Raw genomic sequence first — 26,075 nt, 5'->3', positions numbered from 1 at the left:
GAAGCTCCCGGAATAGGCAGCCCGTCTTCTGCAGAAGTAACCGTACCAGTAATTGTTCTTTCTTGTGCCATTGCCGTGGTGGCAACGAACAAAAGAATGAACAAACTTTGTAGAAGTTTTTTCATAAATTAATAAAATTTACGAAAAAACAACATCTAAAATGATTTTATATGTCTGTAATTCAGTTGAATATGATGATTTGTCTAGACTTTTGTTTTTTTATGAAAAAAGATTTTTAATACATCTCGTAATATTAAAAAGCGTCGTGTTTATTTGCCAATAATTATATGTTCCTTTAAGATATATTATGTAATATTACAAAGACCATAAGAGTAGAGCTTAACAAATTATTTAAAAATTATGATACTTCTAAAATATCAGCGATTAGAAGACTTAAGTCAGTTCTTTTATAAGCTGTTTGTAAAATGGCACATGCAGGAAAATATTGCTGAGCTGATCAATATGTTTATCCTTATTTTAGTTACGCTTTTACTTATTACATTAAGTCAGTATGTGTTACGTCGCGTATTACGTCTTATCGTTATTCAAACCATCAGAAAAACCAACAATGAGTTTTTTAAAGGCCTTTTAGAGAGCAAAGTACCTTATTTCTTATCTCTTACAGCACCATTGTTTGTTATAGACATTGCTCTCCCTCTTATTTTTAAAGAGCAGCCTGCTGTAATTAAATTTTGCAATGCACTTGTAGAAATTTATACTGTACTGGTATTTGTATGGATCATGATAGCACTGATTAGAGCAGGGGCGAGTGCCTTAAAATCCCTACCTTCTTATAAAACCAAACCCATAGAAGGCTATCTGCAGGTTATTAGGATAGGTTTATATCTAGCGGGCATGATTTATCTTTTCTCTAATCTTACAGGTAAATCTCCGGCCGTGTTTTTTACCACTATGGGAGCAATATCGGCTATCCTCCTGCTCATGTTCAGAGATGTTATTATGGGCTTCGTAGCCAGTATTCAGGTAAATACGAATGATATTGTGCGTATTGGCGACTGGATTACAATGCCGAAATATGGTGCAGACGGAGATATTTTAGAGATCAACCTTACTACAGTAAAGGTGCAGAATTTTGATAAGACCATTACTACAATTCCAACTTATGCACTTATTTCAGATTCGTTTCAGAACTGGAGGGGCATGCGCCAGGCAGGAGGTCGTCGTATAAAAAGGGCCGTTCATATTAAACAATCGAGTATAAGATTTATTAAACCGCATGAGTTAGAGAATTTTAGCAGGATACAATTACTTACTTCATATATTGAACATCGCCAAAAAGATATAGAAAAGCATAATGCCCGTGTTAATGCCGATAAAAGCTTGCCTATTAACGGACGTAACCTCACCAATGCGGGTTTATTTAGGAAATACATAGATAATTATATTAGCAGCCATACAGGTACGCATAAAAGAATGAGCATGATGGTGCGCCAACTGGCACCTACAGAGCATGGCCTTCCTATAGAAATATATGTATTTACCAATACTATTGTATGGACGGAATATGAATATATCATGGCTGATATCTTTGATCATATTATTGCAGCAGCTCCTTATTTTGATTTACAGGTGTTTGAATTGGAAGCGGCAGGAGATGTAAAACGTATAGAAATGTATACTTAAAAATGTATTATTTTTTATATTTGCGCCCAATGGCCCTGTAGTTCAACGGATAGAATAGAAGTTTCCTAAACTTTAGATAGCAGTTCGATTCTGCTCGGGGCTACAAAAAGAAAAGGATGGTTTTTAACCATCCTTTTTAATATTTGCTATTTCTATATGCCTGCCTAAATGCAATCACCAAATTTTGAGATTAGGTATAATATTAAACCAGTATTGCTAAAGCAGATCACCTTCACTTTTACCCGCTGGGCTTTCCTGTCGCCCAGCAACAAATTTGCTTGCGTTTTAATTTTTTCTGTAGTGCTAAAAACTTCCTAAGTTGCCTTTCGTCTACAATTTGTAGGCTTCCGTCGACAATGTGTAACCCGCATATTGATTTGGTAGTCAACTGAACAACAAATAAATAATTATGTGCAAAAAAATATTATGGATCTTTTTGATCCTACCAACCCTGTCCAAATCACAAGATATCCCCACCCAAGCAGATTCTTTATTAAGGAACTACTCAAGCCAAGGGCTCTTTTCGGGAAATGTGGCTATTCTTAGAAAAGGTAAAGTCCTTTTCTCTAAATCTTACGGTTATAGCAATGTAGCAGCCAAAAAACCTAATGGCCCAGCAACGCAGTTCCGTATAGGTTCTGTTACAAAAACATTCACGGCGGCCCTGATTATGCGGCTTCAGGAGCGTGGCAAACTTTCGCTGGAGGATAAGATTTCGAAATATCTGCCTGATTATCGTTTTGGCGATTCGATAACCGTTAGAAATCTTCTGAACCACACATCGGGGATCAGGAGCTTTACTTCCATTGATCAATTTCAGCAGGAGAAAATGAAGATGTCTGGCATTAGGGAGGTAATAGGTACGTTTTTCAACATGTCATTACTTTTTTCGCCCGGAAGCAATTTTCAGTACAGTAACTCCAACTATCTACTGTTGGGATATATTGCAGAAAAGGTAAGCCAAAAAAGCATTTCTGACCTGTTAAGAGATGAAATTACCGGACCCTTGGGCATGAAAGCCACCGGATTTGATAGCGACCAGCGAAAATCAACATATAAGGCTTTAGGCCATGAAGCTACCATCCGGAGCGATCATGACATTTCGCCCGCCAACAACATTGGATTGTTGTCAGGAGCGGGAGCGATGTACAGTACTGTTGAAGATCTGATGCGTTGGGAACGTGCGATGTATGGCAACCAGATCCTAAGCGATAGTAGCAAGGTGCAGATGTTCCGCCCCTATCTTAAGAATTATGGGTTGGGCTGGGAGGTTAGCAAACATATGGGGCGTTTGAGCTATTCGCATTCGGGCTCTATTGATGGGTTCAAATCAAATATTCAACTCTTCCCCGAATCAGAAACTGCTATAATCTTCCTTTCAAACTATTTCAATACGCCGGGGCCCGAAATCTGTGCTGCCTTAGAGGCCATCGCTTTTAACGAGCCTTTCCAGATGCCGTCTGAAATAAAAGCTATTTCACTTTCACAGTCTCAGCTTGGTATTTATACCGGCGATTACCTGTTGCAGAACAAACTGAAGAAGGCCATTGTTCTTGAAAATGGAAAACTGTTGAGTAAAATTGAGGGCCAGCCCACCGTAAGCCTTAGGCCTATTGGTGCCCACAATTTCTATGTGCCCATGAACGGGGTGTACATCCGTTTCGGGATGGACCCTAACGGAAACACTGTTTCTCTAAAGGTTATTGACGGAAAGAGAGAATTGGAATTCAATAGGAAAAAATAGTATATTGTTCAAAGAATTTTCACAGACAAGCTACAAAAGGAAAGGATGATTTTTAATCATCCTTTTTTAACATTGGTTATACTTTACTTCGCTAGTAAAGCTAACGTACATGCGCTATATTGCAAAAACCAATATTACCCGAGCTGATAACCCTTACTTTTACCCATTGATCTTTTCTGCTGATTAACAGCAGTTTTTGCTTGCGCTTTAATTTCTCTATTAGCGGATAGGAATTACCCGGACCCGAACGCAGGCTAAGTTCTTCAATAACAACTTCAATATTTTTGCTGCTTTTAGAAATAGTTAAACTTTTGTTAGAGGCTGTTTTTGAGGCCTTTTTACTTTTAGTGCTAGAGCTTCTGGTAGAGTAATAATCAGATGAAGGTGCTGAAGAGGGAGCGCATACGCCACAGGTACCTCCGCTGCTGCAATGCGCACAACGCGAACAGTTGCGGCAGGCTGAGCAATAGGCTGAACCCGTACACCTGCCTAAGGCTTCTTCTTTAAGTTTGCTACTCGCTACGTTCTGGGCGTAGTTGAACAAAGGTAGCAGAGCAAGGCTAATCATTGATAAAAAGTGTTTCATGGTTTTATGTTTTTGATGAGCAACGAAGATAATTGCTTAGCAATTTACGGGACTACGGTATTCCGTAAGGGTTGGGTTTTAGAAGAGATTACAGATTTATTCTCATAATTTTTCAAAAACCAATCCATAAATTTACTGTTCCATAAGTATGGCGCCCCAACTATATAGCAATCTAGAAGAAGAACCCATAAAGGTTCCCCGATTTGAGGAAAAGGCAGGCTTTTATACCACCAGGCAGCGTAGCAGGAACATGTCAAAGATAAAAGGCAAAAACTCTAAACCGGAACTGTTGCTCCGTAAAGCGCTTTGGAGAAAGAACCTACGGTACCGCATACATGACAGCTCTCTGCCAGGCAAGCCCGACATTGTGATTAAAAAGTATAAACTGGCCATCTTTATAGATGGTGAGTTTTGGCATGGTTACAACTGGGATCAGGTAAAACCAAGCCTTAAGGCCAACAAGGAATTTTGGATACCTAAAATAGAGCGAAATATGCAGAAAGACCGCATCTATAATAGACAATTACAGGAAATGGGTTATACGGTTTTTAGGTTTTGGTCAGAAGAAGTGCTAAAACATAGAGAAAGAGTTGTAAACCAGATATTATTATATATAGAAACGGCAAGAACAATCAAAATCCCTAGTTTGTAGATGTGAAATTTTATACCGCATTTTAGCATCCAAGCGCTTAACAGAAGATAAAATTAAACTTATGCACTTATGCTAAAATTAAAATTCAGCTATTCTTGCTGATAATTTTTCTAATTCTGACTTAAAAAAATGACGATCATAATAGGTTATTGGTTTAACTCCACCTATAACATTTAAATGTTTTGTAATAAAACGGGTTTTATATTCAAACTTTGTCTTAAATAGATTTTCATTTTCTTGGATAAATTCTAAGATGCCAATAACAGCTTCCCTATGGCGACCCAATTTGTATGTTCCAAGAGTTCTAGTTGGGAAATCTAACTGGCGAAATAAAATTTCTGTTAATTCATATTTATTTTTGCCTCTAGACTGATCAACCGACAAAAACACAGACCACCACAATCCAGCCAGTGCGTGTCTCAACAAATTACTTTGAGCAGATGAGCTTAAAAACCAATGCTCCAATATGTATTCTGCTTCGTTTTTTGCACTTCCGTCATATACGCCCCTCCATCTTTTAATCATATATGGATAAAGGTCTACAAGGGCCAAATATGCCCATAACCGCTCATCGGCAGCTTGTATAGGTTCTAATTTCTCAAACGCTTCGTAGATTAAAACGGCAGTTTTAAAATCATCTTCGAAATCCAACCTATTAGCCAGATCGGGCGATGCTTCTATATTTGGCATCATTAATACTTCTTTCTTATCATAAATGAACTCATTGCTTCTATAAAAAGCAAGTGAAGAGCCACTTATCAGATTTCCTTTTAATTTCTGTACATATTTATCTTTAAATACAAGTTGCTTTGCCATAATCTATTCTTCTTGTGAGGATTCTAAAATTACGTTCAATCCATCTAGTAAACGAGTAAATGGATTACCTAATAATCTTTGTGCTATTTCAGGAATATTTTCTTTTTCATCAATTGAAAGTGTCTTAAATGCAGGTTCATTCTTTAAGCGATATTCAATTACTTTTGCCCATAAATAATCTTTGTGATCTTCGAAATTATAAAGTGCAGTTAAAAGAGCATTCAAAACTAAAGAAGAATGAAAAACTGCTGCAAACCTCTCTTCCTGAGAAATTATATCATTACTGAAAATGTTATAGGAATCAGATGGTAATTGTATTTCTATTTTATTTTTCTTCAAATCTATGTTTGTGTATGTCAAATCCTCATTTCCTACAACCTCCATAAAAGACGAAACAGCTTTTAACTTTTCATACTTAATATCTGCATTAAATGAAAATTCTCCAAAGTATGCTAGAATATCACCTCTCTCCAGATCAAAAAAATGGCCTTGGTAATCTAAATGAGCATCTGTATTAAAATATGCCTCAATGTCTTTTTTAGCAACTAAAAGACACGTAAATTCTACACGACCTTTAACTTCTTTTTTCGGAATTTCAATTTCAATTTTTGATGAATCACTTAAAAATACTTGTCGATACAGGGTGTTGGTACATGTTACCTCGCAATAATACTCAGCCTTGCCTTCTCCTAATATTTTTTTTAAATCATCATTATTAAAGTGCAGTTTAATAATGATTTTATAAATGTCTTGTAAAGAGTTTATCTCTGGATTTTGCAATTCAATATTACCGTTTATCGAATCATTTAATCCTAAAACAGGATGTGGGAAACTAACATCATTGAACTTCATATGCTTTAACTTTTATAGAGTGTTTTAGATTATCGATAAATTGAATTTTAATTTTATTGATTCCATTTACCAAAGAAAAATTTTTAATCACATTATTCTCAATCAAGCCATTATCACTAAAAACTATTGCTACGCCATCATCTCTATCATTATCAGCACCTACCAGTAGCTCAAGTTCTGCATTATGGATTTGTTTATCTGAACTTATCATTAAAATATGATATTGCGTATTATTTTCCTTTTGAGCGATAACTCTCAAACCCACCTTTATAAGGACTTTATTGTCATTAGAATCTTGCCGCCTTTTGCCCTTAACAGTATCACTGCCATCACCGGGAGGCAAATCATCTCCTCCCCCATCATCTCCGTTGTTCTCACCGCCAACAATCACATCCTCTTCGCCCTCATCGGTATTATCAATTTCTGTGTTCTCCTTTCCTTGTGGTTTAAATATTAAAGTTGGCTTAATTTTAATAGGCGTATTATCTGTTGTTTGGATTCCAGTTTCATCATCAGACATTTCTGTGCTTAAAACTCCTGAGGAAGAACTGGAAACATTTCCAATATAGTCGAACTCTTCTTCCTTTTCAAGCAAATCTTCCGGAATTGATAAATATTCTTCTAAACCTAAAAACGTGATTTTTTTTCCAGCTTTTATCTTGGAAAGCGATTCTAGTGATTTGTTTACGAAGTCGCTTATTTCATTTTCAGCCTTTCTCGCAATTCTAGAGATTTTTCCTTCATCTTTTGGATAATTCTCCTTTTTCCACTCGCTATGTGCAGGGTTTTCCATTAATCGCAAAATCTCATTTCCCTTTTCATTTTCACAAATAAATACGGCAGAATATCCATTAACCTTTCGATTGGTCCTTTTAAAAACAACCATTCTTGGTTTCCTGAAAAAGGATATTCTATTAGGCAATCCTTTCTCTAGGTACACATACAATTTAACATTCCCCACGGTTTCTAAGGTGTTTTCGAAAAGATGGTATTGATCGCTTGTTTTTGTATACTTAACGGCTTTTAAATAAGATTTTGGATTCCATGATTCGATTTCACTTGCATTCCCACTTTCAAATCCATCACTTGGGAAATACTCGTCAATTTTCTGCTCTAAATTTTCTTTGTCGATAATAATATCGTCCACTTGTACAACAAGTTTACTATCATGAATTGCCATCCAGAAATTGTTTAGGACTGATTTAATCATTAAAGTTATCCGCTTTGGTTCGTCCCATAAACCAATTATATTTACGTCTGTCCCGGTTTCCACCCGCCTAAAAATCTCAGGAATATCAATCTCTTTTTGCGTTGGCTCGCCATCATTATTATCATAATATCCATATGCCGTTAATTTTGTTCCTTGGTCGTTAGTATGGGTAGTTAATATTGTAGAACCCTCAAAAAAAACATTTCCAATATCAGTCTTTGTAGAAACGATGATGGTTTTAATTGGGGAAAGGGTATAATAAGCACCTTTACCAAACCCAAACGAACCGCCAGAGCCTTGACTTTTTGCACTCACTCCCCCTGCTTTTAAAAATGCATAAAATGGAGATTTGGTATCTTTCTCAGTATAATTCATTCCAATTGTATTGTAATCGGAAATTTTTAAGCAAGCAAGACTAAGCCTTTTCTTTCCTTCAATATCCCCATTCAAATAATAAAGCATATTTTTAAACAGTCTTTCAGCATTAACATCATCAGGGTAGTATTTTCTGCATTGATTGATATGAGCTTCAATATCAAAAAGTTCAGGGTAATCATTTCTATTCAGATTAAAAAAAGTAAAATCAACTTTCACTGGCTTGCTTTGATCGTAGATTGCATCTAATGAATTTTGTATGGCTTCTCTTACAATAGAATAATATGGCTGGCCTTTAAATTTTTCATCGACGGGATCATTAGGGCCAACATCTCGTCCACCTTCAGGTTTAAAATGCCATTTACAATTCTTTTCCATATCAAATGTTTTTAAATAAAAATACCTTATCCATATTTGTTTTACTCCTTATCGTGCAAAACAGGAACTTGCCTTAAAGTCTTATAAATCCTTTACATATTAACTACACATCGCTTCTGATATTGGTAACTGTTCTGGAGAAATTTAAATCTTTAAAAGATAAAATTCGTTATAATCTCGTAGTTGGTTTTTGAGATATGGTCCAGATGGGAGCATCTGCCTACTAGTGCCAATCTATTCATAAAAGCGTTAATGTTAAATTGATTAAATTTAAATGTTTTAGTTGAAAAATAAATTTATTTATTTCAGATGACTAAGCCTTACTAAATATTTTCGGCAATTTCGTTCGTTCCTGCTATCACGAAGAGATTTTTTAATAGCATGATAACCATTATGGATTATACCCAAACCAGCTAATATTTCTCTTGCATATTCATAATTAAGAACATTTACATTGGTCGTTAATGCATAAAAACCTAGGGGAATAGATGCGGTATTAATACCCAGGTTAGTAATTTCGGCAATTAAAGTGTTTAGCGTGTAGTTATAATTTGTTATAAACTGCTCTTCTGTAATTCCATTACCAATAGCATTTTCAACAAGATCAATTTGCTGATTGAAACTGTTTATTAATTCGATGTTTCTATTTCTAAAATCAATTAAACTTTGTAAGCTGATTGAATTTAGATTTTGAGGCACTTTAAGTTTTATGATGCCTTTAATGAACTGGTGTCGTTGGGCAAGCGGTGTTCTACCTCTGGAAAAACTGGTATAATGGTCGTAGTTTAAATTGTCCGTAATAATGTCGGCCCCTCTATCAAAAGCTATTTCTTTTGCCAGGTGAGTCATATATAGAAATGCCAAGTTTTCTGATAATAAGATCCCATCTTGCGTTCGGATACCAATTTCTTGCTCTTCGCAATACGCTATCCATGAATAGGAGAACTTCCCTTCGTGTATTTCATAATTCCAAGTGTTAGGGTTTCTCCAATCTCGTAATACATTTGGTCTGTTAAATAAGCCGCTAAATTCGTAGGGGCGTGTTAAGAATTTTTCCGTTTCTGTAATTGCATTTAATGTTGCTCTGTAACCTTGACCATCAGTTGGGGAAAATAATTCTACAAGATCTGTCTCATTTTGTAATCGGCGATAATCGTCACTTATTAAATGTTCACGATTATAAGGGACAATACTCTCCAAACGATCTAGATAAAGAATTGCGAATTTTAGCCACTCAGTTGTAGGTGGCTCAAAATTAGGGTAGTAGATTAGCGTCTTCATTATATAAAAATAAAAGAAAAAACGTTATGATAGATAATTACGGCTCTCCTAAAAACACGCAGAAATTTTTGTAATTTTGTAATTTTATAATAAATTGCCGTATCTATAATTAAATGGGCTCAAAGAAAAATACATCCACACATACTGTTGCGGCTAATAAGACCATTAAAGCCGTTGACTTTTTCTGCTCTGGTGGAGGGATGAGCTATGGCATGCAACGAGCGGGCATAGAAATATTGGCGGGCATAGATTTTGACCAAAATTGTGAGGCAACTTACAGAGCCAACATCAGGGGTGCCGAATTTATCCATGCAGATGTTTTTGATTTAAAAGAAAAAGAACTGGAAAAACGTCTTTCTTTAAATAAAAATGATGATAATTTGCTACTGATTGGGTGCAGTCCCTGCCAATTTTGGAGTATCATTAATACTTCGAAAGAAAAATCTAAGCAGTCTAAAAACCTTTTAAAAGAGTTCCATCGTTTTGTGGCGTATTTTAACCCAGGTTATGTAGTGGTTGAAAATGTACCGGGCGTATTACGCAGAAAAGAGGAAAGTGGACTGGATGAGTTTATTGTGTGGTTGGAGAACAGGCATTACAAGGTGCATTTTAAAGTGCACGAGGTAAGCAATTACGGCGTGCCACAGCACCGGAAACGGTTTACACTAATAGCCAATAGAATTACCAATACAGAATTAGAGCCTGTTCCCGTAAAAGGAAAAAAGATAACCGTTAGGGATGTACTGGGCGAACACAACGGTTTTCCAAAAATTAAACAAGGGCATAAAGACCCAACGGAGTTTATGCATACCGTAGCGGGGTTAAATGCATTGAACTTAGAAAGACTAAGTATTACCCCTCATGATGGTGGTACTCGGTTGGCCTACGTTTACGACCAACGCTTGGCCGTTCCTTGCCATTACAAGAAAACCGATGGTTTTAAAGATATTTATGGACGCATGTGGTGGGATAGGCCTGCGCCAACCATTACCACCAAGTTTTTTAGTATCTCTAACGGCAGGTTTGTACACCCCAATGAAGACCGGGCAATTTCCCTACGTGAAGGGGCTGTTTTACAATCTTTTCCTAAGCACTATATTTTTAAAGCCAGCAGTATAGCCAATACTGCCCGTATGATAGGAAATGCCGTACCTCCCAAATATGCCGAAGCCGTAGGTAAGGCCATTATACAAAACCATCATAAACAACAATTAGCACTCTAAATCATGGAAAAACTGTTAATGACCTTTGAAGCGAATACTATCAAACATCTTGGGGTGAAAATGTATTCGACCATACCACCAGCATTAGCAGAACTGATAGCCAATGCTTATGATGCGTGTGCGACTGAGGTTCATATAAAATTGTTTGACCAAGAAGAAAAGAAAGTTATTGTTGAAGATAATGGTATTGGCATGTCCTTTAATCAGGTTAACGACTATTTTTTAAGAATTGGAAGAAATAGAAGAGAAGAAAAACAAGAATCTAGTTGTGGCAGAATCCCCACAGGGAAAAAAGGCCTGGGCAAGTTGGCCTTATTTGGTATCGGAGATACTATAAATATTACTACGTATCAAGGGAAAGCTGGTGTAAGTTTCAATTTAGATTGGAATGAAATTATCAGTTGGCAAGGCAAAGATTATGAACCTCAGTTTGAAATTGTAAAAAAAGAAACTGACGATTCGGGAACAATAATTACACTAAGTAATCTTAAAAGGAAAACAGGTTTTCCTCTAGAAGAATATGTAGAGAGCATAGCGAAATTATTTAATTTTAAAGATGATTTTATAGTTTATTTATCATTAAATAACGGAGAACCTGTAAAGATTGACAGTAAACTAAAATATCAAAGTATAGACCCTGAATTTGAGTGGGATATTAAAGCAGTTATTGCTGAAAATAACAATAAATATGATGATAGTGATAAAATTGATGGTAAAATAATAACTACAGAAAAACCTCTAAAATCAAATCTAAGAGGAATTACATTATTTGCGCATGGGAGAATGGCTAATGTGCCTGAATTTTTCGGCCCTTCTGAATCAAGCCACTTTTATTCTTATGCTACGGGATGGTTAAATGTTGATTTTATTGACGATTGGGAAGAAGATGTAATTTCAACTAATCGCCAGTCTATAGATTGGGAAAATCCAAGAACATCTGCTCTTAGGGAGTATCTTGCTTCATGTATAGCAATCATAGAGCGTCAATGGCGTGAATTACGCAAAGAAAAAAAGAAAAAGGTTATTAGTGAAAAAGTAAATATTAACGTAGGACAATGGATAGAGAGATTACCTGATAATGTGCAGGGTCAAGTTGAAACAATTGTTAACCTATTAGATGACACGCCTGAATTATCTGAAAATACGCAACAAAGAGCTATTCAATTAATACATGGCCTTGTGCCAGAGTATGCAAATTTACATTGGAGATATCTTCATCCAGAAATTCGTGGAGCAGCGGAAGAAGATTATAAAAAAAATGATTTTTATAGAGCGTTCATAGAAGCTGTGAAAAGATATATTAATAAAGTTAGAGCGAAGTCAAAGAGTACAAACGCAACGGATCATGGTATGATGGGGTCAGAGTTTGGACTAAATAGGGTATTACAAGTAGCGGCTAAATTCAATAAACCAGACGGTTCCAAGTTTCATGCAGATACATACAAATGTATTGAAGAAGGACAAAAATATCTATCTATGGGAATTGTGTCTGGCGCTAGAAATCCCATTTCTCACGAAGAGATAGGAGATTTACGAGAGTCAAAGCTCTTTACAGAAAAAGACTGTCTAGATATGCTTAGTTTGTTATCTCATTTGTTTAAAAGATTAGAAGATGCCGATCCAGCTCCCTAATATATAGTATTCACTCTCATATCAACCATGAAACTTTTTTAATATCTCAACTATCGCTTTATAATTGACATCTTTTTTCCTGATAAAATTTTGGATGAACTTCTTTTGAGCCATAGAGATCACTTTTGAGCATAATCGGTGACCAATATTAATACAGGTTAGATGGCCATTATTGATGGAACCCCTGGACCGTATGGTAAGTTTGCCCCTTGTTTGAAGAATTCTAATTCCTCAGTTATAAAATAAGACATAATAAAGCTTGCATTTAAGTTGCTATAAAATTACTCCATCTATCGGCCAATGATCTTTCGTCTATTAGATCAGAGAATTCATCTAATTTTTTTAAATGATAAGCTGTATATTCCTGGGCAACTCTTCTATTGAAATGTACCTTTAGTGTTTTTGGCTCAATCGCTACCAAATTTAGATCAAATAAGGTATGTATATCAGCCCTAAGTAAAATTCCATTTGATAGATGATTGTCATTTGCCCCCCTGTAAGGTTTAATATGTGCTGCTTCTAATATATCTACAATTTTGCACCCCGTAATAACACAAGTGTTATTATAACGCTTAAGTAGTTTTCTTCTAAATTCTTGCTGTCCTCTGCGTAGCTTTATCGATCTAATTATTTTTTCTCTTTCATCTAAATCATTAGAGATGTACTGATCACCCTCTTCATAGCCTTCATTCCCTTCTAATTTGATACTAGAATTTGAAGATGTTAAAAGTTGTTCATACACACCTTCAAACTGAAAAAGTACATCAACACTTAATAATTGTATGGACATATTTTGGTTATATCCATTACTATAGTATGGACGCAATTGATTAAGATTACTATTAAGGTTGTCGACTGATATAAATACGTTAAAAACAGCACTATATTTTGTTACAGCTTTGGGCTCCTCAAGTGGTATTTCAAACTCATGGCCTTTGTTACATCTATAAACAGGTGTTTTTGTTTTTCTTTTATCAATTGTAGTACTTGGACATTCAGGGCATCTACGTATGACTTTAGTTCCCTTAGTACTTTGTATATGATCAATTTTAGCAAAACCTAGAATTTTTTCTTTGTCAATTAAAATAGCAAGATCGTTTTTTGCTACTTGTTTAGAATTAGCGACGAAGTTGTCATAATTATAATGTTCAGATAGGCTATCTTCATAACTGTCTATTGTTTGCGAAGCTTTATCATCCTCATGGACAGTTTTTAATACCCAAAGATTAAAATTTTGGTGTTTTAATATATATGTATTTGGTTTAGCTTCTTTAATTATACCGAACAGGGACGGGTTTTCTCTTATCCTTTTTCTAATTTGATCAGCACCTATTTCTTTGGTGTTTTTCTTTGTTCTACCAATGCTTGTAAGTTTCTTTTGAATTTCATTAGCATTTAGAGGAGCAGCCTCATGTTGCATGACTTTATAAATATCGGATAAGATGGTGTCTTTCATTTTGAGTGTTAATTTTTAGTTATATTCAGTTACTCCTTTATCTAATTCATGGAATTTTTAAGAAGAGCCTTTTCCGATTTATTTTCTTTACTTATCCCAAAAGAAGATAACAAGTACTACACTTGGGGTGAAATTGCCATCGGTATAATAATCTTATCGTTCCTAAGTTTTAATATCTCGTTAATTATCCTTATTTCTTCCTGCTCTTTGCCCACTCGCTTGGATATAGAAATTCTCTAATATCTACTCTTAAAAATTCAGCAATTTTATATAAATCTTCAACAGAGGGTTGCCTATGGTTATTAGTCCATCTAGAAATTGTAGACTCGCTTTTTCTTAAAAGCTTGGCTATATCTCTATTGTAGACGTCTTTTTCAATAAAAACTTCTGCTAAACGATTTATCTTCTTCATTTTATCAAAAAATAATCTCAAAAAGTTTGACTTTTTATGTAAAACTTTTTGTAATATTGTTTTATTAATTAGCGACAAATAGAGTAGGGTGTAAACCTTGCTTTTTACGATGTCACTCATGAAACGAAACCGTCAATTTCCACATGGGTAATCGTGAGTTCGCCATATCTATTGGGTTTTGCTATCTTCGTGATATCTTATTCAATAGGGCGAACTTCATGTAAGTCTTTTGTGGAGCTCAGTTTTGCTGAGTTGGTTCTTGACGGTACCGGTTTCAAAAGCATTGAAGTTCGCCTTATTGGTTTCTTACCAATCTGGTTTTCTTTTTGCTTTTAGGGTACACATCGTTACATAACCAAATAGTACTGTTATGCAAACGAAAAAATTAAGCTCCATGCTATGCCCTTACCTCAAAGAGATAGGGAACAGGTATTTCCAATTACTCTTGTTAAAGAACGTATTCCGTTCGCCATCGTAGCTGCGGCAAGAAACCAGGCAAAATAAAAAAGCCGTAAAAGAGGCAATGTGGAGAGAGCGCACATTGGATCTAAGAGGTTCGTATTTAGCTTGGTGCCAGCCCTTAAGCTTGTTAGGCTAAAAGTTGCACTTACTTTGGTTTGTCGTAATTCTAAGGTAGGTATCTTTTTCTTAATAAGCAACACGGCTTACCGTAAGGGCTGGTTATTTACAGAATCTAACCTCAGTTTTCTTAAAACCTTTCTAACCAAATGAACAGAAAACCCTATACTAACCACTTAACCATACCCATCTGTAAAAGCGGTGGAGGTTTATGGTTTTTTGCTCGCACACACAACCCGCAAATGTTTTATCCATTTGATCGGCTTTATGCCTTAAAGCCTAAAAATCCGGTTTAGCCACTAAGCTAAACTGCCGCTTTGCTCATAAAATTTAGGTTAATAGTTCTAAAGCGGCAGTTTTTATTGTATTAAACAAACCACTAAAAACTTAAAACCATTTAAAACATGTTTAAAAAAATAACGCTTTTAGGCGTACTGGCTTTGCTATGCCTAAATTTTTTAGCTATGGCTCAGGCATCCCCATCTGAAATAAAACCTTTAAAAGTGGGTGATAAACTGCCCGAAGCCTTTTGGCAACAAGAGCATACCGTTTATGCCAATGGAAAAACCACCAAACAGACTTTAGCCGCTTACAAGGGCAAACTGCTCATCTTAGATTTTTGGGCTACGTGGTGCGGCAGCTGTATTAAGAAATTTTCGCTATTAGATAGTTTGCAGCAAAACCATAGCGAGGTTAAGGTAATGTTGGTAAATACCCTAAGTACTAAAGATACTCTGGAGAAGGTGAGGGTAACGATGACCGAATATGGTCGAAATCTACAAACGGTAGTTAGTGACGCTTTCATTACAAAGCTATTTCCACAGGCACAACTACCTCTCTGCGTGTGGATAGAGCAAGGCCAGGTAAGAGCCATTACGGGCGGTGAGTTTCTTACCAGAGAGAACGTCTCCAGTGCGGTACAACGCCGCCAACACCTGAACCAAACCATCGAAAAACGCAAATTCAAAAAGCCATGAAAAACAAATACAGCTATGTGGTGATGATCACAGTCCTGCTGCTATCGGGGTTTAGGCTTAAGGCGCAACAGCTTACGGGCAAGGTAATAGATTGGGAAACGGGAAGAGGTATGCAGGCAAATATAGCGTTTGGCAGGCAGCAAACTGCTGCCGATAGCTTAGGGAACTTCAAACTTGTTGTTTCATCCTTTCCCGTTCGTTTAAAGATTACCGCCCTCGGTTACCAGTCTATAGATACACTTTTAACCGGTACCAATAGCCAATTATTGCTTGTGATGAAAAACAGTAGCAGTACCTTAAAAGAGGTGGTGGTAAGTACGGGCTACCAACAGTTAAGCAGGGAGCGCTATGTGGGCTCTGTAGATTATATAGACCCAAACGTGCTGCAGAACCAGGTGGGCACCAACGTACTTTCGCGGTTGGAGGCCGTGGCCAATGGGCTGATGGTAAACAGGAGCACTACACCAAACGGTATCTCGGTACGGGGCCTGAGCAGTATCAACGGTCCCAAAGGTGTGCTTGTTATTCTTGATAACTTTCCATATGATGGCGATATCAACAGCATTAACCCCAATGATGTAGAAAGCATCACTATTCTAAAAGATGCTGCGGCCACTTCCATTTGGGGTAGCAGGGCGGGCAACGGCGTCATTGTCATCACCAGCAAAACCGGCAGGCCCAATACGCCCCTGCAGTTACAGACATTGGCAACCGCAAGCGTTATCAACAAACCTGATCTATATAGCTTACAACAAATGAGCAGCAGCGATTATATAGATGTTGAACTGTTCCTTTATGAAAAAGGATATTACAACAGTTCCCTTAATAGTACGCCGAGATTAGGGCTAACACCTGTAATTGAACTGATGGCCAACCCCGGCATTTCGCAGCAGGAAAAGCAAAGTTTGATAGGGCAATGGCGCACTAAGGATGTAAGGGATGATTTTAACAGATGGGTATATGCCAATGGACTTAACCAGCAGTATAGCTTGCAGGCCAGTGCAGGGGTAAACAACTATAACTGGGTGGCCAGCCTTGTTTATGACCGTAACCATGATAACTTAAATGCCCTTTACCAGCGCATTGGTTTGCGGTATGCCCTAAATACTACCCTGTTCAAACGGTTTAAACTGGGCGCATCGCTCAATTACGCTACCCATAAAAGCAGGAGCGGAAGGGATGGCTATACCGATGTTGCCCCGCTAAATGGCACTTTGTACCCTTACGCCTCGCTTGCCGATGCTAATGGCAATGCCCTTGCCGTGGTAAGGGATTATAGCCTAAGCTATGTGGAAAACCTCGACCAACGCCTGCTCGATTGGAAATACTATCCGCTTGACAATTATCTGCACAATACTAAACTTGGCAGAGCGGATGACGTGAACATCAACACTTCTTTGGGCTATCAGTTTAGGGGGCTTAAGATTAACCTGCTTTACCGTGTACAGCGGCAAACATCCAGCACCAACAACATATTGGATCCGGAAAGCTATGAAGCCCGGCACCTCATCAACAGCTTTAGCCAATTAACCACAACGGGCGTAAACTATACCGTACCTTTGGGCGGCATACGAAATTATACCACCAACAACCTGTTTGCACAAGATGTACGCTTGCAGGCCGGTTACGAAAAGCAGTTGGGCGGCCATCAGTTTACAGCCTTTGCAAGTGGTGAGGCCAGAGATTTGCACAATGAACGCAGTGCCAACCGCTACTATGGCTATGATGTGAACACCATGATTGCCTCTCCGGTAGATTTGGTTAATCGTTACCCTAATTTACTGACAGGATCAAACAGCTATATCCCCAATGGGCAAAGCCAATCGGCCACTACCAACAGGTTTTTGAGCCTGTTGGGCAATGCAGGTTATACCTTTCGCGATACCTATTTTGCCTATGCGAGTGCCCGTTTTGATGCCTCAAACCTTTTTGGCGTAAACATTAACGATAAATGGAAGCCGTTATGGAGCTTGGGGCTGGGCTGGATATTGAACAAGCAATGGCGGTTGCCCGCTTTTGTAGATCTGCTGAAACTAAGGGCCAGCTACGGCAAGAGCGGCAATGCCGATCCCAACCGGACAGGGCTGACCACCATTTCCTATCAGAGCGTATCGCCATACACCAATACCTTGTTTGCATCCATTGGCCAATTCTATAATCCAGACCTTAAATGGGAAACCGTAACCACAAAAAACATAGGCGCTGATATCCGTTTATTTGCCGGAGGCCTAAACCTTAGTATAGATTACTATCGGAAAACAGCACATGACCTGTTTGGTTCCTACCCGGTCGATTATACTTCGGGAGTTGGCGCAACCATTGTTAAAAACGTGGCTTCGATGGCCGGGAGCGGAATTGACCTCAACCTAGAGCGCAGGCACTTTCAGGGCAAGCTATTTTCGTGGCACACGGTGCTTAACCTAAGTATAAACCACGATAAGGTTACAGACTATTATACTACGGCCACCAAGGGCAACGATTATATTGGCAATGCCTCTATTACAGGACTGGTAGGCAAGCCGGTTTATTCGGTATTTTCTTACTCCTACGTAGGGCTTGATGCCCTAGGCGACCCGGTAGGCTATCTGAATGGCGTATCTTCTAAAGATTATGCCGCTATTACCGGCACGGGCACCACCATAAACGATTTGAAATATCATGGCTCGGCACTGCCCGCAAAATTTGGCAATCTGCTGAACCGCATAACCTATGGGCAGTTTAGCGCAGAAATATCCGTCAGCTATAAACTGGGCTACTTTTTTAGGCGAACAAGTATCGATTATACCAATCTGGTGAGTGCCAACCGTGGCCACCCCGATTATGCCCTACGCTGGCAACAACCTGGCGATGAGGCCATAACCACCGTGCCCGCTTTCCAATACCCTGTAAACAGTGCCCGAAACTTGTTTTATCAAAAATCTGAAGTGCTGGTAACTGAGGCGGACCACTTGCGCCTGCAATATATCAATGTGGCATGGGAGCCAAAATTGCCGGCAAGTTTAAAGCAGTTAAAAAGTTTCAGGATGTTTTTTAACGCCAGTAACCTAGGTATGCTATGGGCGGCCAATACCTACGGCATAGACCCTGATTATATACAGGGGCTTAGGCCATCGGCAGTATATAGTTTTGGCATTAATTTAAAGTTTTAGATGATGAAATTAAATATGATAATACTCCTAATAGGATGTATGTGCGGCCTATTCGGTTGCAAAAGGTATTTAGAGGCAAAACCCGACCAACGGTTGGCCACCATAGAAACCGTTAAGGATATGCAGGCATTGTTAGATGATTATGCAACACTGAACTACAGCGACCCTGCCATGGGGGAAGTGTACGGCGATAATTATTTTATGAGCGATGAGGTGTTCAACGCCAGAAATGAATATGACAGGAACATGTACATTTTTGCAGAAGCCCATATCTTTCAGCCTAAACTTAATGTGTGGAACAATGTATATACACAGGTTAACATTGCAAATACCATATTGCAGGCTGTTGATGACAAGCAGCAAAAAATAAATAATGACGCTGCAATTTCCCATATCAGGGCACAGGCATTATTTTTTAGGGCAAAAGCATTTTTTAATGCCTTAAATGTTTGGGCCATGCCTTTTAATGCAAATAGTGCGGGCACACTGCCCGGTGTTCCACTTCGCCTCAACGCAAATTTCAACCTCCCTTCAGTCCGTTCAACCATAGCTGAGGGATATCAGCAGACCATTGCCGATTTTAAGGAAAGTTGCACCGCATTGCCCCCCTTGGATATAACGCCCATGCGCCCGTCCAAGGCGGCAGCCTATGGCATGCTCTGCCGTGTCTATCTGCAAATGAGAGATTATGTACAGGCTGGCAAATATGCCGATAGCTGCCTACGGTTAAAAAACGGTTTATTGGACTACAATACATTAAATGCGAGCAGTAATTATCCGGTTCCAAAGCTGAACGTGGAAGTGGTTTTTGAGGGACGTGGCGAAACGGCAGCGCCATTGGTACAGGCACGAGCATTAATAATGCCCGAGCTATATCAATTATATGCCGCTAATGATCTGCGAAAAACGGTGTTCTTTAAAGCAAGCGGGAGTAATTATGTGTTCAAGGGAAATTACGAGGCCGCCGCTTCTTTTTTTAATGGGATCACCACTGCCGAAATGCTGTTGAGCAGGGCTGAATGCCTGATAAGGGCCGGAGATGTCCAAAAAGGATTGGATGACCTCAATCTACTTTTACAATATAGGTACAAAAAAGGCACGTTTTCATCGATAAATGTATCCTCTAAAGAGGATGCTTTGAAGCTGATAAAAACCGAACGCAGAAAAGAGCTCATTTTTAGGTGTATGCGCTGGCTGGACATTAGACGGTTTAACGAGGAGGGAGATGGGATAGTGCTTAAACGCACCATCAATGGAACAACCTATACATTATCTCCCGGCAGCAAGGGGCATGCTCTGGCAATACCCGAAGATGTGATAGCATTAAGCGGGATGAAACAAAATGAACGCTAGCAAGAAATAGCAAGGCGGGCATTCGCCCGCCTTGCTTTCTACAATTCCGCTTTAGTATGCACTGCAATCTGAATAACTTCATCTTCTGTAGTGAAGGTGTTGTTTAGATAGGTATCTAGGGCCGGTTGTGAGATGATGGTATCATCCACTTGAATAATACAGGGGATTTCGTTCTCGTCCTCACATCCAGGTTCTTGGGGATCATCTATTTTGATATAGTTATATCCATTCAAGGTTCCGGCTTCTGTATTGGGGTTATATCTCCAATAGCTATACATTTTCTTCTTAGCGGAGATTTGCTTAAAAGCACTCACACTAAACACCAGGCCGAACGCCAAAACCAGCGCTACAAGACCGAACATTAAACTTTTTAAATTTTTCATCATTTAAAGACTGCTGTTTTGCACTTGAAAAAGCAGACGAAAAAGTTAGAGGTTAACAATAGGCAGCAATTATTGATCATAAGCGCATTTATACCCTCCGCATAAATTGAAACTAAATCTGTACGGGTAAAGGCCAGATAAGAGCTATGTGGGTTTGCTGCACAGAACAAAGTTAACCTGGTTTTGCTATGCCTACAGTTACGGAAAAGGGTAAAAAAACCTACGAAATCTTAACTTTTACCAGTTGGCAATTAAATAATTGTAGCTTACGTTGAGGTAAGCAGCTACATCTTTCTTTTTCAGGTAATTGACACTTGGTGCAAAATGATGTTTAAACTGTTGTAAGCGCTGCGGTACAGGAAGTTCTATAATGAGAGTTCTGAAATTAAGCTGCTGTATATATTGGTTATTTAAGATTATCATACATAATCTTTAATTCTTTGTGAAATTTATAAATTTCTTTAAGCTGGGCCATCTCAAAAACCAGGATTAAGCTAGGTTGTATAGCTTTAAAATAATGGTTCTGATTAAAAATATCGATATAAAAACAGGTATTGTAAGATATGAAATTTACAATTCGGGGCTGGCTGCGTTGTAGAGTATCATACTCTTTGAGCAGACCTTGAGCTACATAATAAAGTGAACCAGTTTCAAGCCGTATACCTTCATTAGGTTTTACAGGCACTGCTTTGACACACTGTGAAATAGCCAACCAAGCCTGAGGATGTAAGGCTCCTTGTTGCAAAAGGAAAAGTTTAAGTGCAGATAAATGTAGACTCATCATAACTTACCTCCTATTTAGATGTATAAAATAAATATTTTAAGTAGCTGTGAGCGTATCGGCAAATAAGACGAGGGGATACAGGTAGAATAAACCTAATATACTAAATTTATTATTAAGGCTAATACCTTTCTAAATGAAATAAGGAGAGAAGAATGATCCTTGGATTTGCAGGGGATTGACTAGCGCAATAGGCATTCTTATAAAAACGGAAGCCTTAGAAACATGGCCGAAACGATTTAAGCGTAGGTTTACTTAGCAAGTAAATGTTGGTTCTTTAATGACCATTTTAATAAGGCATTGGTCTCATCGTTAAGCCTCAGTTTGCGGCAAATATTATGTCTGTGATTCTTGATGGTATAAGGACTGAGATTTAATATGTTGGCTATCTCACGGGTTGTTTTTTGCTGGGCAATCAGTCTAAGGATGTTGAGCTCACTCTGGCTGATTGTTTCGTTGAGATCTGTTGCTGGCTGTGGCAGATTTTCTTTTATTTTTTTTATTGCTGGTAAAATGCCTGCATACAATCTGTTTTCATCTAAAGGTTTGATGATATAATTAAGAGGTTCAATTTCAAAAGCTCTGTTAATCATATTCATGGATTTATATGAAGTGATAAAAACCGTTTCGAAAATATGAGATTTCTTTAATTGCCTAAGTAATTCTATCCCATCCAGTTTATCGTTAAGTTCTATATCACAGATAACCAGCTGTGGCATAAAATTAGGGAAAAGATGTTCTACTTCATCAACAGAAATAGCGATAGAAATCTCAAAAGAGGGAGATATGTTTTGCACCTGTTGTTCTATAAAACGGGCAATTACAATTTCGTCTTCTATAATTAATATGCGCATAGTTCTATCATTTTGAGAAAATAAAGTAATAATAAAATCCGGACGAAGTATCGATTTGTACCTGGCCTTTCAGTTGTCTTGTGAGGTCCTTGATCAATGAAATACCCATAGAAGAAGCGCTTGACGAGTTAGTTCTTTTTCCGTTATCATGATAAGTTAGTTTTATCTGGTCCTTAAATAAAGAGATAATGATTTTTATTGCCGGATTGGTACTGTGGGTTGCAAAAGCATGTTTAAATGTATTGGTAAAAAGTTCAGTCAGGATCAATCCAAAAGGTAAAGACTGTTTGGGATGTAAAGAAAGTTCTCCATCAGCTTCTATGGTAATTTGTACCTGTTTTAAAGGATCATAGATGTTTTGTAAGTGAAAGCTAAGGTCTTTTGTTAAGGATACAAGCTCTATATGTTGCTTTTCTGTTTCGGTATTAAGATGTTCGTTTACCAGCATCATGGCTTTGATTCTTCCCTTCATCTCATTAAACCCATATTTATCTTGCGCCTGTTCTGTTCCAGGCAGCTGAAAAGAGCTTAGACCATATAACATTTGCAGGTTATTTTTTACCCTGTGACTCAATTCGTCCATTAAAGTCTGGATATGGTTTCGATGGTTAATCAGTTCCTGCTGTTGTTCCTTTAACCTGTGGTTAGAGGCTTGCAGTTCAAGTGTACGCTCTTCTACCTTGCGTTCTACAATAATGTTATGTTCCTGGTGTAGCCGGTTTAATTGCTTTAGAGTTTCTATTTTTTCATGCTCATGTTGCTTTAACTTCAGGTTAATTCCGGTTAAAAACAATATGGTGATAAGTACGATACAAGTCTGTGTAATAATAGGTGCATAAATGAAACCTTGTTCATGCAATACGGCAGTAAGACTCACCAAACAAATTACCCCTAAAACAAATACAATAATGCCATAGAGCAAAAACCGCTGACTGTTATCTAGTTTTTTCCATAAGGTAAAAGTGGAAATGATATAACTTACATGAACAACAGAAATATAGAGGTTAATCAAATTGGTTAAATAATAATTTGAAGTTAAAATGTTATTGAACAAACAAAGCACAGAAAAGATAGGTAAGCCGATGATGACTATGCGACTATATGAATAAAGTCGAGGGCTATTTTTCCTGACCTCCAGAAAATCGACAATTAAGAGGTAAAAGCTTAATATTCCTAAGTGAAGAAACACCAGCACCAAGAGCCATCCTGTTTCGGGATGCATAGGAAATAGAATATCTATATACGCAGCTCCTAATGAAAAACCATAAAGGCCCAAGAATAAGATAAATAGCGTTACCCATAAAAAAGGTCTATAGCGGTTTACTAACCAGGAAAGTGCCGAATAGATGAAGAGTACACATAAAGCGCCCTGTAGCAGTGCATTAATGATGTCTATGTTCTTTTTATAATAAAGGCTGCTGTAAGTAGTTTGTAAGGTGAAATTAAAATCGGGAGGATATTTTTTGGTATGCTTTATTTTAAATAAAAGTTGATAAGTGGTTCCCTTACTAAAGGAAACATTAAACATAAAGCGACTGTCTCCGGCATGAATAGCCGTTTTTTTTCTAAACGCGCCGGCTTTACGGTAGCTTATCAGTTTTTCTCCTTCAAATAGATAAAGCTCTACAAAGGTTAGATGAGGAAAGGTAATGCAAAAATCACTGTAATTTAAGTTTTGTGCTGTTTTTAAAGACGCTTTTAACCAGATAGTATGATCGGGAGAGCTTAAAGAAAACTGATTAAGGCGTTTAAAATAAGATGTCTGTTGTAAGATCTGTGTAGGGCTATAAATATCTAAAGAGTCTTCAACTGCATAGAAAAACGGTTTTAACAGAATATTTTTTTGAGCATTTTTTTCAGATAAAAAGATCTCCTTACCCTTGCATACTGAAGATACCCCTAACAGGATAAGAAGATAGAGCGTAAAACCTGAAATAAACTTCATTTAGCGTTAGTCTGTTTAAATATTTACTTATAACCTGGTTCAAGTGCTATAAATAAAAACTATATATAGTGGCGTATCGGATATGTTTATTTTATAATTACTAAATTAAAAATATTTATTTCATAATTAAAGGATAAAGTCAAAACAGACCTATGGGTCTATATGATTTATAGGCTTAGTCTCATAAATTTGAGTTTATAAATAACCATCTGTTCTCAAGCCAATCTATCTTAACGCAATGCAGCAAAAAATAGATATATCCCAAATAAAGGAAAAACTAAAGATTGCCTGTAATGCCATTTTATCACCCGGAGATTTTCATCCTGCATTAGCCCCTGCCATAAATGATTATGCTTCTATGCTTTTTCAGCTCACAAACATAAATAGTGAAAACGAAGAGCAAAGAACAGATATATTTACCCATACAGGTAAAGCGATCGGTCCATTCTGGGCTGCGGCCTGTGTACGTGAAGTGCTAAGGACACAACGTTTCTGCAGAGGGCTTTATACAGCAGTTAAAGATTGTTTGGCTAAAAAAGAAACTACAAAACCAATACAGGTAATCTACGCGGGTACTGGTCCTCTTGCAGCCTTGGCAATTCCAACCATGATGCAATTCAGCCCCGATCAGGTACAGTTTACATTGCTGGAGATTAATCCGGTTAGCTATGCCAAGCTCCAGCAGCTTTTAACCATACTTGATTTAAACGCCTACGTAAAAGAATTTGTTCTGGCTGATGCAGCTATCTGGAAAGTAACAGATACAGCAGATATTGTGGTAAGCGAAACCATGAACGGTGGTTTACGCAATGAGCCACAAATAGCGATTATGCTCAATTTAGCCAGTCAACTACCCGAAAATACCCTACTTATACCTCAAGAAATAACCGTTGCTTTGGCAACCCCCCGAAAAGAGAACAAGCCGCTGCTTTTAAAAGAGCTGGGCAGATTTAACAAAACAAGCTACCGTGAAATTATTGCTGGTTCAAATGCTGATAAATGGTCTTTTAAGGAAATCATTTATGAGCCAGATCATGAGAAAATAGCACAACATCTGGTGCTTACAACAGATATAACGGTTTATAAATCAAATAAACTTAATTATAACGATTGCTCATTGACATTGCCTTACAAAGTAAAAGGTGATTTCAGCGAAGCAAAAACATTGAGGTTTGCTTACAGGATGGGCGAACAGACTGGATTTAGCGTATGTGCCGGATAGATGTTAAAAGAACTACGAGATAACAAATTATATAAATTAACTAAACAAGATAAACTATGGATCCGATACTTGGAAGTATTTTCATTTTTGCCGGGGATTTTGCCCCTGTAAATTACGCATTGTGTAATGGGCAGGCATTGTCTATTTCTGATAATGAAGCATTATACTCATTAATTGGAACAATGTATGGTGGCGATGGAAGAACAACCTTTAATCTGCCTGATTTAAGAGGAAGAGCACCTATACATGTCAGCTCAACCATTCCTCAGGCCACAAAAGGAGGAGCAGAGATGGTTACGCTGACCGTTCCAGAGCTTCCACAGCACACACATTTGGCAGCAGCCTCAAATTTGCCGGGAACCACAAATATTCCTACCAATGCAGTACCCGCGGAAACAGGTGCAACAGATAAGGAGTATTTTAACGGAGGTGATTTTAATACAACTATGTCTCAGCAATTTATAGAGCCTGTTGGTGGAAATCAGTCACACAAAAATATGCAACCATATATGGCTTTAAATTTTATTATATGTACCAGAGGATTATACCCTGTTCAAAATTATTAAAAATA

At 37.7% G+C, this 26,075-nt stretch carries 23 protein-coding genes and 1 tRNA gene; 12 read left to right on the top strand and 12 right to left on the bottom strand.

The genetic code is table 11. The features are described from left to right. Positions 1-360 precede the first annotated feature (360 nt). The 3 genes from ACLHG9_RS08015 to ACLHG9_RS08005 all read left to right on the top strand — a co-directional run bounded on the left by ACLHG9_RS08015 (position 361) and on the right by ACLHG9_RS08005 (position 3,388). Complete coding sequence (locus ACLHG9_RS08015; RefSeq protein WP_410220977.1) at positions 361-1,644, top strand: mechanosensitive ion channel family protein; 1,284 nt, start codon at positions 361-363, stop codon at positions 1,642-1,644. A gap of 31 nt (positions 1,645-1,675) precedes the next feature. Continuing rightward, positions 1,676-1,747 (top strand) — tRNA-Arg (locus ACLHG9_RS08010). Positions 1,748-2,053: 306 nt separating this feature from the next. After that, complete coding sequence (locus ACLHG9_RS08005; protein WP_410220976.1) at positions 2,054-3,388, top strand: serine hydrolase domain-containing protein; 1,335 nt, start codon at positions 2,054-2,056, stop codon at positions 3,386-3,388. Between the two features lie 100 nt (positions 3,389-3,488). Here the strand turns inward: ACLHG9_RS08005 and ACLHG9_RS08000 are convergent, their stop codons facing one another. Continuing rightward, positions 3,489-3,974: a hypothetical protein gene (locus ACLHG9_RS08000; protein WP_410220975.1), complete on the bottom strand. Its 486-nt coding sequence runs from the start codon at positions 3,972-3,974 to the stop codon at positions 3,489-3,491. 148 nt (positions 3,975-4,122) lie between these two features. Between ACLHG9_RS08000 and ACLHG9_RS07995 the strand changes: the two genes are divergently transcribed. Then, the gene (locus ACLHG9_RS07995; protein ID WP_410220974.1) at positions 4,123-4,626 is read left to right on the top strand and encodes a very short patch repair endonuclease; all 504 of its coding nucleotides are present in this window, start codon (positions 4,123-4,125) and stop codon (positions 4,624-4,626) included. A 78-nt stretch (positions 4,627-4,704) separates the two neighbouring features. On the opposite strand, the gene ACLHG9_RS07990 is transcribed toward ACLHG9_RS07995, so the two are convergent. The 4 genes from ACLHG9_RS07990 to ACLHG9_RS07975 all read right to left on the bottom strand — a co-directional run bounded on the left by ACLHG9_RS07990 (position 4,705) and on the right by ACLHG9_RS07975 (position 9,538). Next, positions 4,705-5,442: a DUF6339 family protein gene (locus ACLHG9_RS07990; protein WP_410220973.1), complete on the bottom strand. Its 738-nt coding sequence runs from the start codon at positions 5,440-5,442 to the stop codon at positions 4,705-4,707. Between the two features lie 3 nt (positions 5,443-5,445). Further along, the gene (locus ACLHG9_RS07985) at positions 5,446-6,294 is read right to left on the bottom strand and encodes a hypothetical protein (RefSeq protein WP_410220972.1); all 849 of its coding nucleotides are present in this window, start codon (positions 6,292-6,294) and stop codon (positions 5,446-5,448) included. Then, positions 6,281-8,257: a hypothetical protein gene (locus ACLHG9_RS07980; RefSeq protein ID WP_410220971.1), complete on the bottom strand. Its 1,977-nt coding sequence runs from the start codon at positions 8,255-8,257 to the stop codon at positions 6,281-6,283. The genes ACLHG9_RS07985 and ACLHG9_RS07980 overlap by 14 nt, the downstream gene beginning before the upstream one ends. A gap of 300 nt (positions 8,258-8,557) precedes the next feature. After that, positions 8,558-9,538 carry a hypothetical protein gene (locus ACLHG9_RS07975; protein WP_410220970.1) on the bottom strand — a complete coding sequence of 327 codons (981 nt, stop codon included), beginning with the start codon at positions 9,536-9,538 and terminating at the stop codon, positions 8,558-8,560. Between the two features lie 113 nt (positions 9,539-9,651). On the opposite strand from ACLHG9_RS07975, the gene ACLHG9_RS07970 reads away from it, so the two are divergent. Then, the gene (locus tag ACLHG9_RS07970; RefSeq protein ID WP_410220969.1) at positions 9,652-10,761 is read left to right on the top strand and encodes a DNA cytosine methyltransferase; all 1,110 of its coding nucleotides are present in this window, start codon (positions 9,652-9,654) and stop codon (positions 10,759-10,761) included. A gap of 3 nt (positions 10,762-10,764) precedes the next feature. Next, complete coding sequence (locus ACLHG9_RS07965; protein ID WP_410220968.1) at positions 10,765-12,393, top strand: TIGR02391 family protein; 1,629 nt, start codon at positions 10,765-10,767, stop codon at positions 12,391-12,393. Positions 12,394-12,658: 265 nt separating this feature from the next. Here the strand turns inward: ACLHG9_RS07965 and ACLHG9_RS07960 are convergent, their stop codons facing one another. After that, on the bottom strand, positions 12,659-13,849 hold the full coding sequence (locus ACLHG9_RS07960; RefSeq protein WP_410220967.1) for an HNH endonuclease: 1,191 nt from the start codon (positions 13,847-13,849) through the stop codon (positions 12,659-12,661). A 190-nt stretch (positions 13,850-14,039) separates the two neighbouring features. Beyond that, positions 14,040-14,261, bottom strand: a complete 222-nt coding sequence (locus ACLHG9_RS07955) for a helix-turn-helix transcriptional regulator (RefSeq protein ID WP_410220966.1) — start codon at positions 14,259-14,261, stop codon at positions 14,040-14,042. Between the two features lie 728 nt (positions 14,262-14,989). Between ACLHG9_RS07955 and ACLHG9_RS07950 the strand changes: the two genes are divergently transcribed. The 4 genes from ACLHG9_RS07950 (at position 14,990) to ACLHG9_RS07935 (ending at position 20,319) form a co-directional block, all read left to right on the top strand. Next, complete coding sequence (locus ACLHG9_RS07950) at positions 14,990-15,136, top strand: hypothetical protein (protein ID WP_410220965.1); 147 nt, start codon at positions 14,990-14,992, stop codon at positions 15,134-15,136. A 108-nt stretch (positions 15,137-15,244) separates the two neighbouring features. Next, positions 15,245-15,817: a redoxin family protein gene (locus ACLHG9_RS07945; RefSeq protein WP_410220964.1), complete on the top strand. Its 573-nt coding sequence runs from the start codon at positions 15,245-15,247 to the stop codon at positions 15,815-15,817. After that, the gene (locus ACLHG9_RS07940; protein ID WP_410220963.1) at positions 15,814-18,966 is read left to right on the top strand and encodes a SusC/RagA family TonB-linked outer membrane protein; all 3,153 of its coding nucleotides are present in this window, start codon (positions 15,814-15,816) and stop codon (positions 18,964-18,966) included. Before ACLHG9_RS07945 ends, ACLHG9_RS07940 begins: the two co-directional genes overlap by 4 nt. A gap of 15 nt (positions 18,967-18,981) precedes the next feature. Then, entirely contained in the window at positions 18,982-20,319 is a 1,338-nt protein-coding gene (locus tag ACLHG9_RS07935; protein ID WP_410220962.1) for a RagB/SusD family nutrient uptake outer membrane protein, read from the top strand. 38 nt (positions 20,320-20,357) lie between these two features. Here ACLHG9_RS07935 and ACLHG9_RS07930 read toward each other — a convergent pair whose 3' ends face one another. From ACLHG9_RS07930 to ACLHG9_RS07910, 5 genes are all read right to left on the bottom strand, one after another. Then, positions 20,358-20,705 (bottom strand): hypothetical protein, encoded by a 348-nt coding sequence (locus ACLHG9_RS07930; RefSeq protein ID WP_410220961.1) that lies wholly within the window; start codon positions 20,703-20,705, stop codon positions 20,358-20,360. 234 nt (positions 20,706-20,939) lie between these two features. Next, on the bottom strand, positions 20,940-21,125 hold the full coding sequence (locus tag ACLHG9_RS07925; protein WP_410220960.1) for a hypothetical protein: 186 nt from the start codon (positions 21,123-21,125) through the stop codon (positions 20,940-20,942). Continuing rightward, positions 21,109-21,486, bottom strand: coding sequence for a hypothetical protein (locus tag ACLHG9_RS07920; protein WP_410220959.1), 378 nt, complete (start codon positions 21,484-21,486; stop codon positions 21,109-21,111). The genes ACLHG9_RS07925 and ACLHG9_RS07920 overlap by 17 nt, the downstream gene beginning before the upstream one ends. 248 nt (positions 21,487-21,734) lie before the next feature. Beyond that, on the bottom strand, positions 21,735-22,337 hold the full coding sequence (locus ACLHG9_RS07915) for a DNA-binding response regulator (RefSeq protein WP_410220958.1): 603 nt from the start codon (positions 22,335-22,337) through the stop codon (positions 21,735-21,737). Positions 22,338-22,344: 7 nt separating this feature from the next. Then, positions 22,345-24,282, bottom strand: a complete 1,938-nt coding sequence (locus ACLHG9_RS07910; RefSeq protein ID WP_410220957.1) for a 7TM diverse intracellular signaling domain-containing protein — start codon at positions 24,280-24,282, stop codon at positions 22,345-22,347. Positions 24,283-24,520: 238 nt separating this feature from the next. Here ACLHG9_RS07910 and ACLHG9_RS07905 point away from each other — a divergent pair, with 238 nt between their 5' ends. Beyond that, positions 24,521-25,504, top strand: a complete 984-nt coding sequence (locus tag ACLHG9_RS07905) for a hypothetical protein (RefSeq protein WP_410220956.1) — start codon at positions 24,521-24,523, stop codon at positions 25,502-25,504. Between the two features lie 56 nt (positions 25,505-25,560). Continuing rightward, the gene (locus tag ACLHG9_RS07900; RefSeq protein WP_410220955.1) at positions 25,561-26,070 is read left to right on the top strand and encodes a phage tail protein; all 510 of its coding nucleotides are present in this window, start codon (positions 25,561-25,563) and stop codon (positions 26,068-26,070) included. Positions 26,071-26,075: the final 5 nt, after the last annotated feature.

Source organism: Pedobacter sp. (genome assembly GCF_046462515.1).
GTDB lineage: Bacteria > Bacteroidota > Bacteroidia > Sphingobacteriales > Sphingobacteriaceae > Pedobacter.
The sequence above is the reverse complement of the archived record's forward strand: the minus strand, read 5'-3'. Positions and strand labels throughout refer to the sequence as shown.

Excerpts from the sequence above, each read along its gene's own strand:
- ACLHG9_RS08015 (WP_410220977.1), top strand. The coding sequence starts at position 361 with ATGATACTTCTAAAATATCAGCGATTAGAAGACTTAAGTCAGTTCTTT.
- ACLHG9_RS08005 (WP_410220976.1), top strand. The coding sequence starts at position 2,054 with ATGTGCAAAAAAATATTATGGATCTTTTTGATCCTACCAACCCTGTCC.
- ACLHG9_RS08000 (WP_410220975.1), bottom strand. The coding sequence starts at position 3,974 with ATGAAACACTTTTTATCAATGATTAGCCTTGCTCTGCTACCTTTGTTC.
- ACLHG9_RS07995 (WP_410220974.1), top strand. The coding sequence starts at position 4,123 with ATGGCGCCCCAACTATATAGCAATCTAGAAGAAGAACCCATAAAGGTT.
- ACLHG9_RS07990 (WP_410220973.1), bottom strand. The coding sequence starts at position 5,442 with ATGGCAAAGCAACTTGTATTTAAAGATAAATATGTACAGAAATTAAAA.
- ACLHG9_RS07985 (WP_410220972.1), bottom strand. The coding sequence starts at position 6,294 with ATGAAGTTCAATGATGTTAGTTTCCCACATCCTGTTTTAGGATTAAAT.
- ACLHG9_RS07980 (WP_410220971.1), bottom strand. The coding sequence starts at position 8,257 with ATGGAAAAGAATTGTAAATGGCATTTTAAACCTGAAGGTGGACGAGAT.
- ACLHG9_RS07975 (WP_410220970.1), bottom strand. The coding sequence starts at position 9,538 with ATGAAGACGCTAATCTACTACCCTAATTTTGAGCCACCTACAACTGAG.
- ACLHG9_RS07970 (WP_410220969.1), top strand. The coding sequence starts at position 9,652 with ATGGGCTCAAAGAAAAATACATCCACACATACTGTTGCGGCTAATAAG.
- ACLHG9_RS07965 (WP_410220968.1), top strand. The coding sequence starts at position 10,765 with ATGGAAAAACTGTTAATGACCTTTGAAGCGAATACTATCAAACATCTT.
- ACLHG9_RS07960 (WP_410220967.1), bottom strand. The coding sequence starts at position 13,849 with ATGAAAGACACCATCTTATCCGATATTTATAAAGTCATGCAACATGAG.
- ACLHG9_RS07955 (WP_410220966.1), bottom strand. The coding sequence starts at position 14,261 with ATGAAGAAGATAAATCGTTTAGCAGAAGTTTTTATTGAAAAAGACGTC.
- ACLHG9_RS07950 (WP_410220965.1), top strand. The coding sequence starts at position 14,990 with ATGAACAGAAAACCCTATACTAACCACTTAACCATACCCATCTGTAAA.
- ACLHG9_RS07945 (WP_410220964.1), top strand. The coding sequence starts at position 15,245 with ATGTTTAAAAAAATAACGCTTTTAGGCGTACTGGCTTTGCTATGCCTA.
- ACLHG9_RS07940 (WP_410220963.1), top strand. The coding sequence starts at position 15,814 with ATGAAAAACAAATACAGCTATGTGGTGATGATCACAGTCCTGCTGCTA.
- ACLHG9_RS07935 (WP_410220962.1), top strand. The coding sequence starts at position 18,982 with ATGATAATACTCCTAATAGGATGTATGTGCGGCCTATTCGGTTGCAAA.
- ACLHG9_RS07930 (WP_410220961.1), bottom strand. The coding sequence starts at position 20,705 with ATGATGAAAAATTTAAAAAGTTTAATGTTCGGTCTTGTAGCGCTGGTT.
- ACLHG9_RS07925 (WP_410220960.1), bottom strand. The coding sequence starts at position 21,125 with ATGATAATCTTAAATAACCAATATATACAGCAGCTTAATTTCAGAACT.
- ACLHG9_RS07920 (WP_410220959.1), bottom strand. The coding sequence starts at position 21,486 with ATGATGAGTCTACATTTATCTGCACTTAAACTTTTCCTTTTGCAACAA.
- ACLHG9_RS07915 (WP_410220958.1), bottom strand. The coding sequence starts at position 22,337 with ATGCGCATATTAATTATAGAAGACGAAATTGTAATTGCCCGTTTTATA.
- ACLHG9_RS07910 (WP_410220957.1), bottom strand. The coding sequence starts at position 24,282 with ATGAAGTTTATTTCAGGTTTTACGCTCTATCTTCTTATCCTGTTAGGG.
- ACLHG9_RS07905 (WP_410220956.1), top strand. The coding sequence starts at position 24,521 with ATGCAGCAAAAAATAGATATATCCCAAATAAAGGAAAAACTAAAGATT.
- ACLHG9_RS07900 (WP_410220955.1), top strand. The coding sequence starts at position 25,561 with ATGGATCCGATACTTGGAAGTATTTTCATTTTTGCCGGGGATTTTGCC.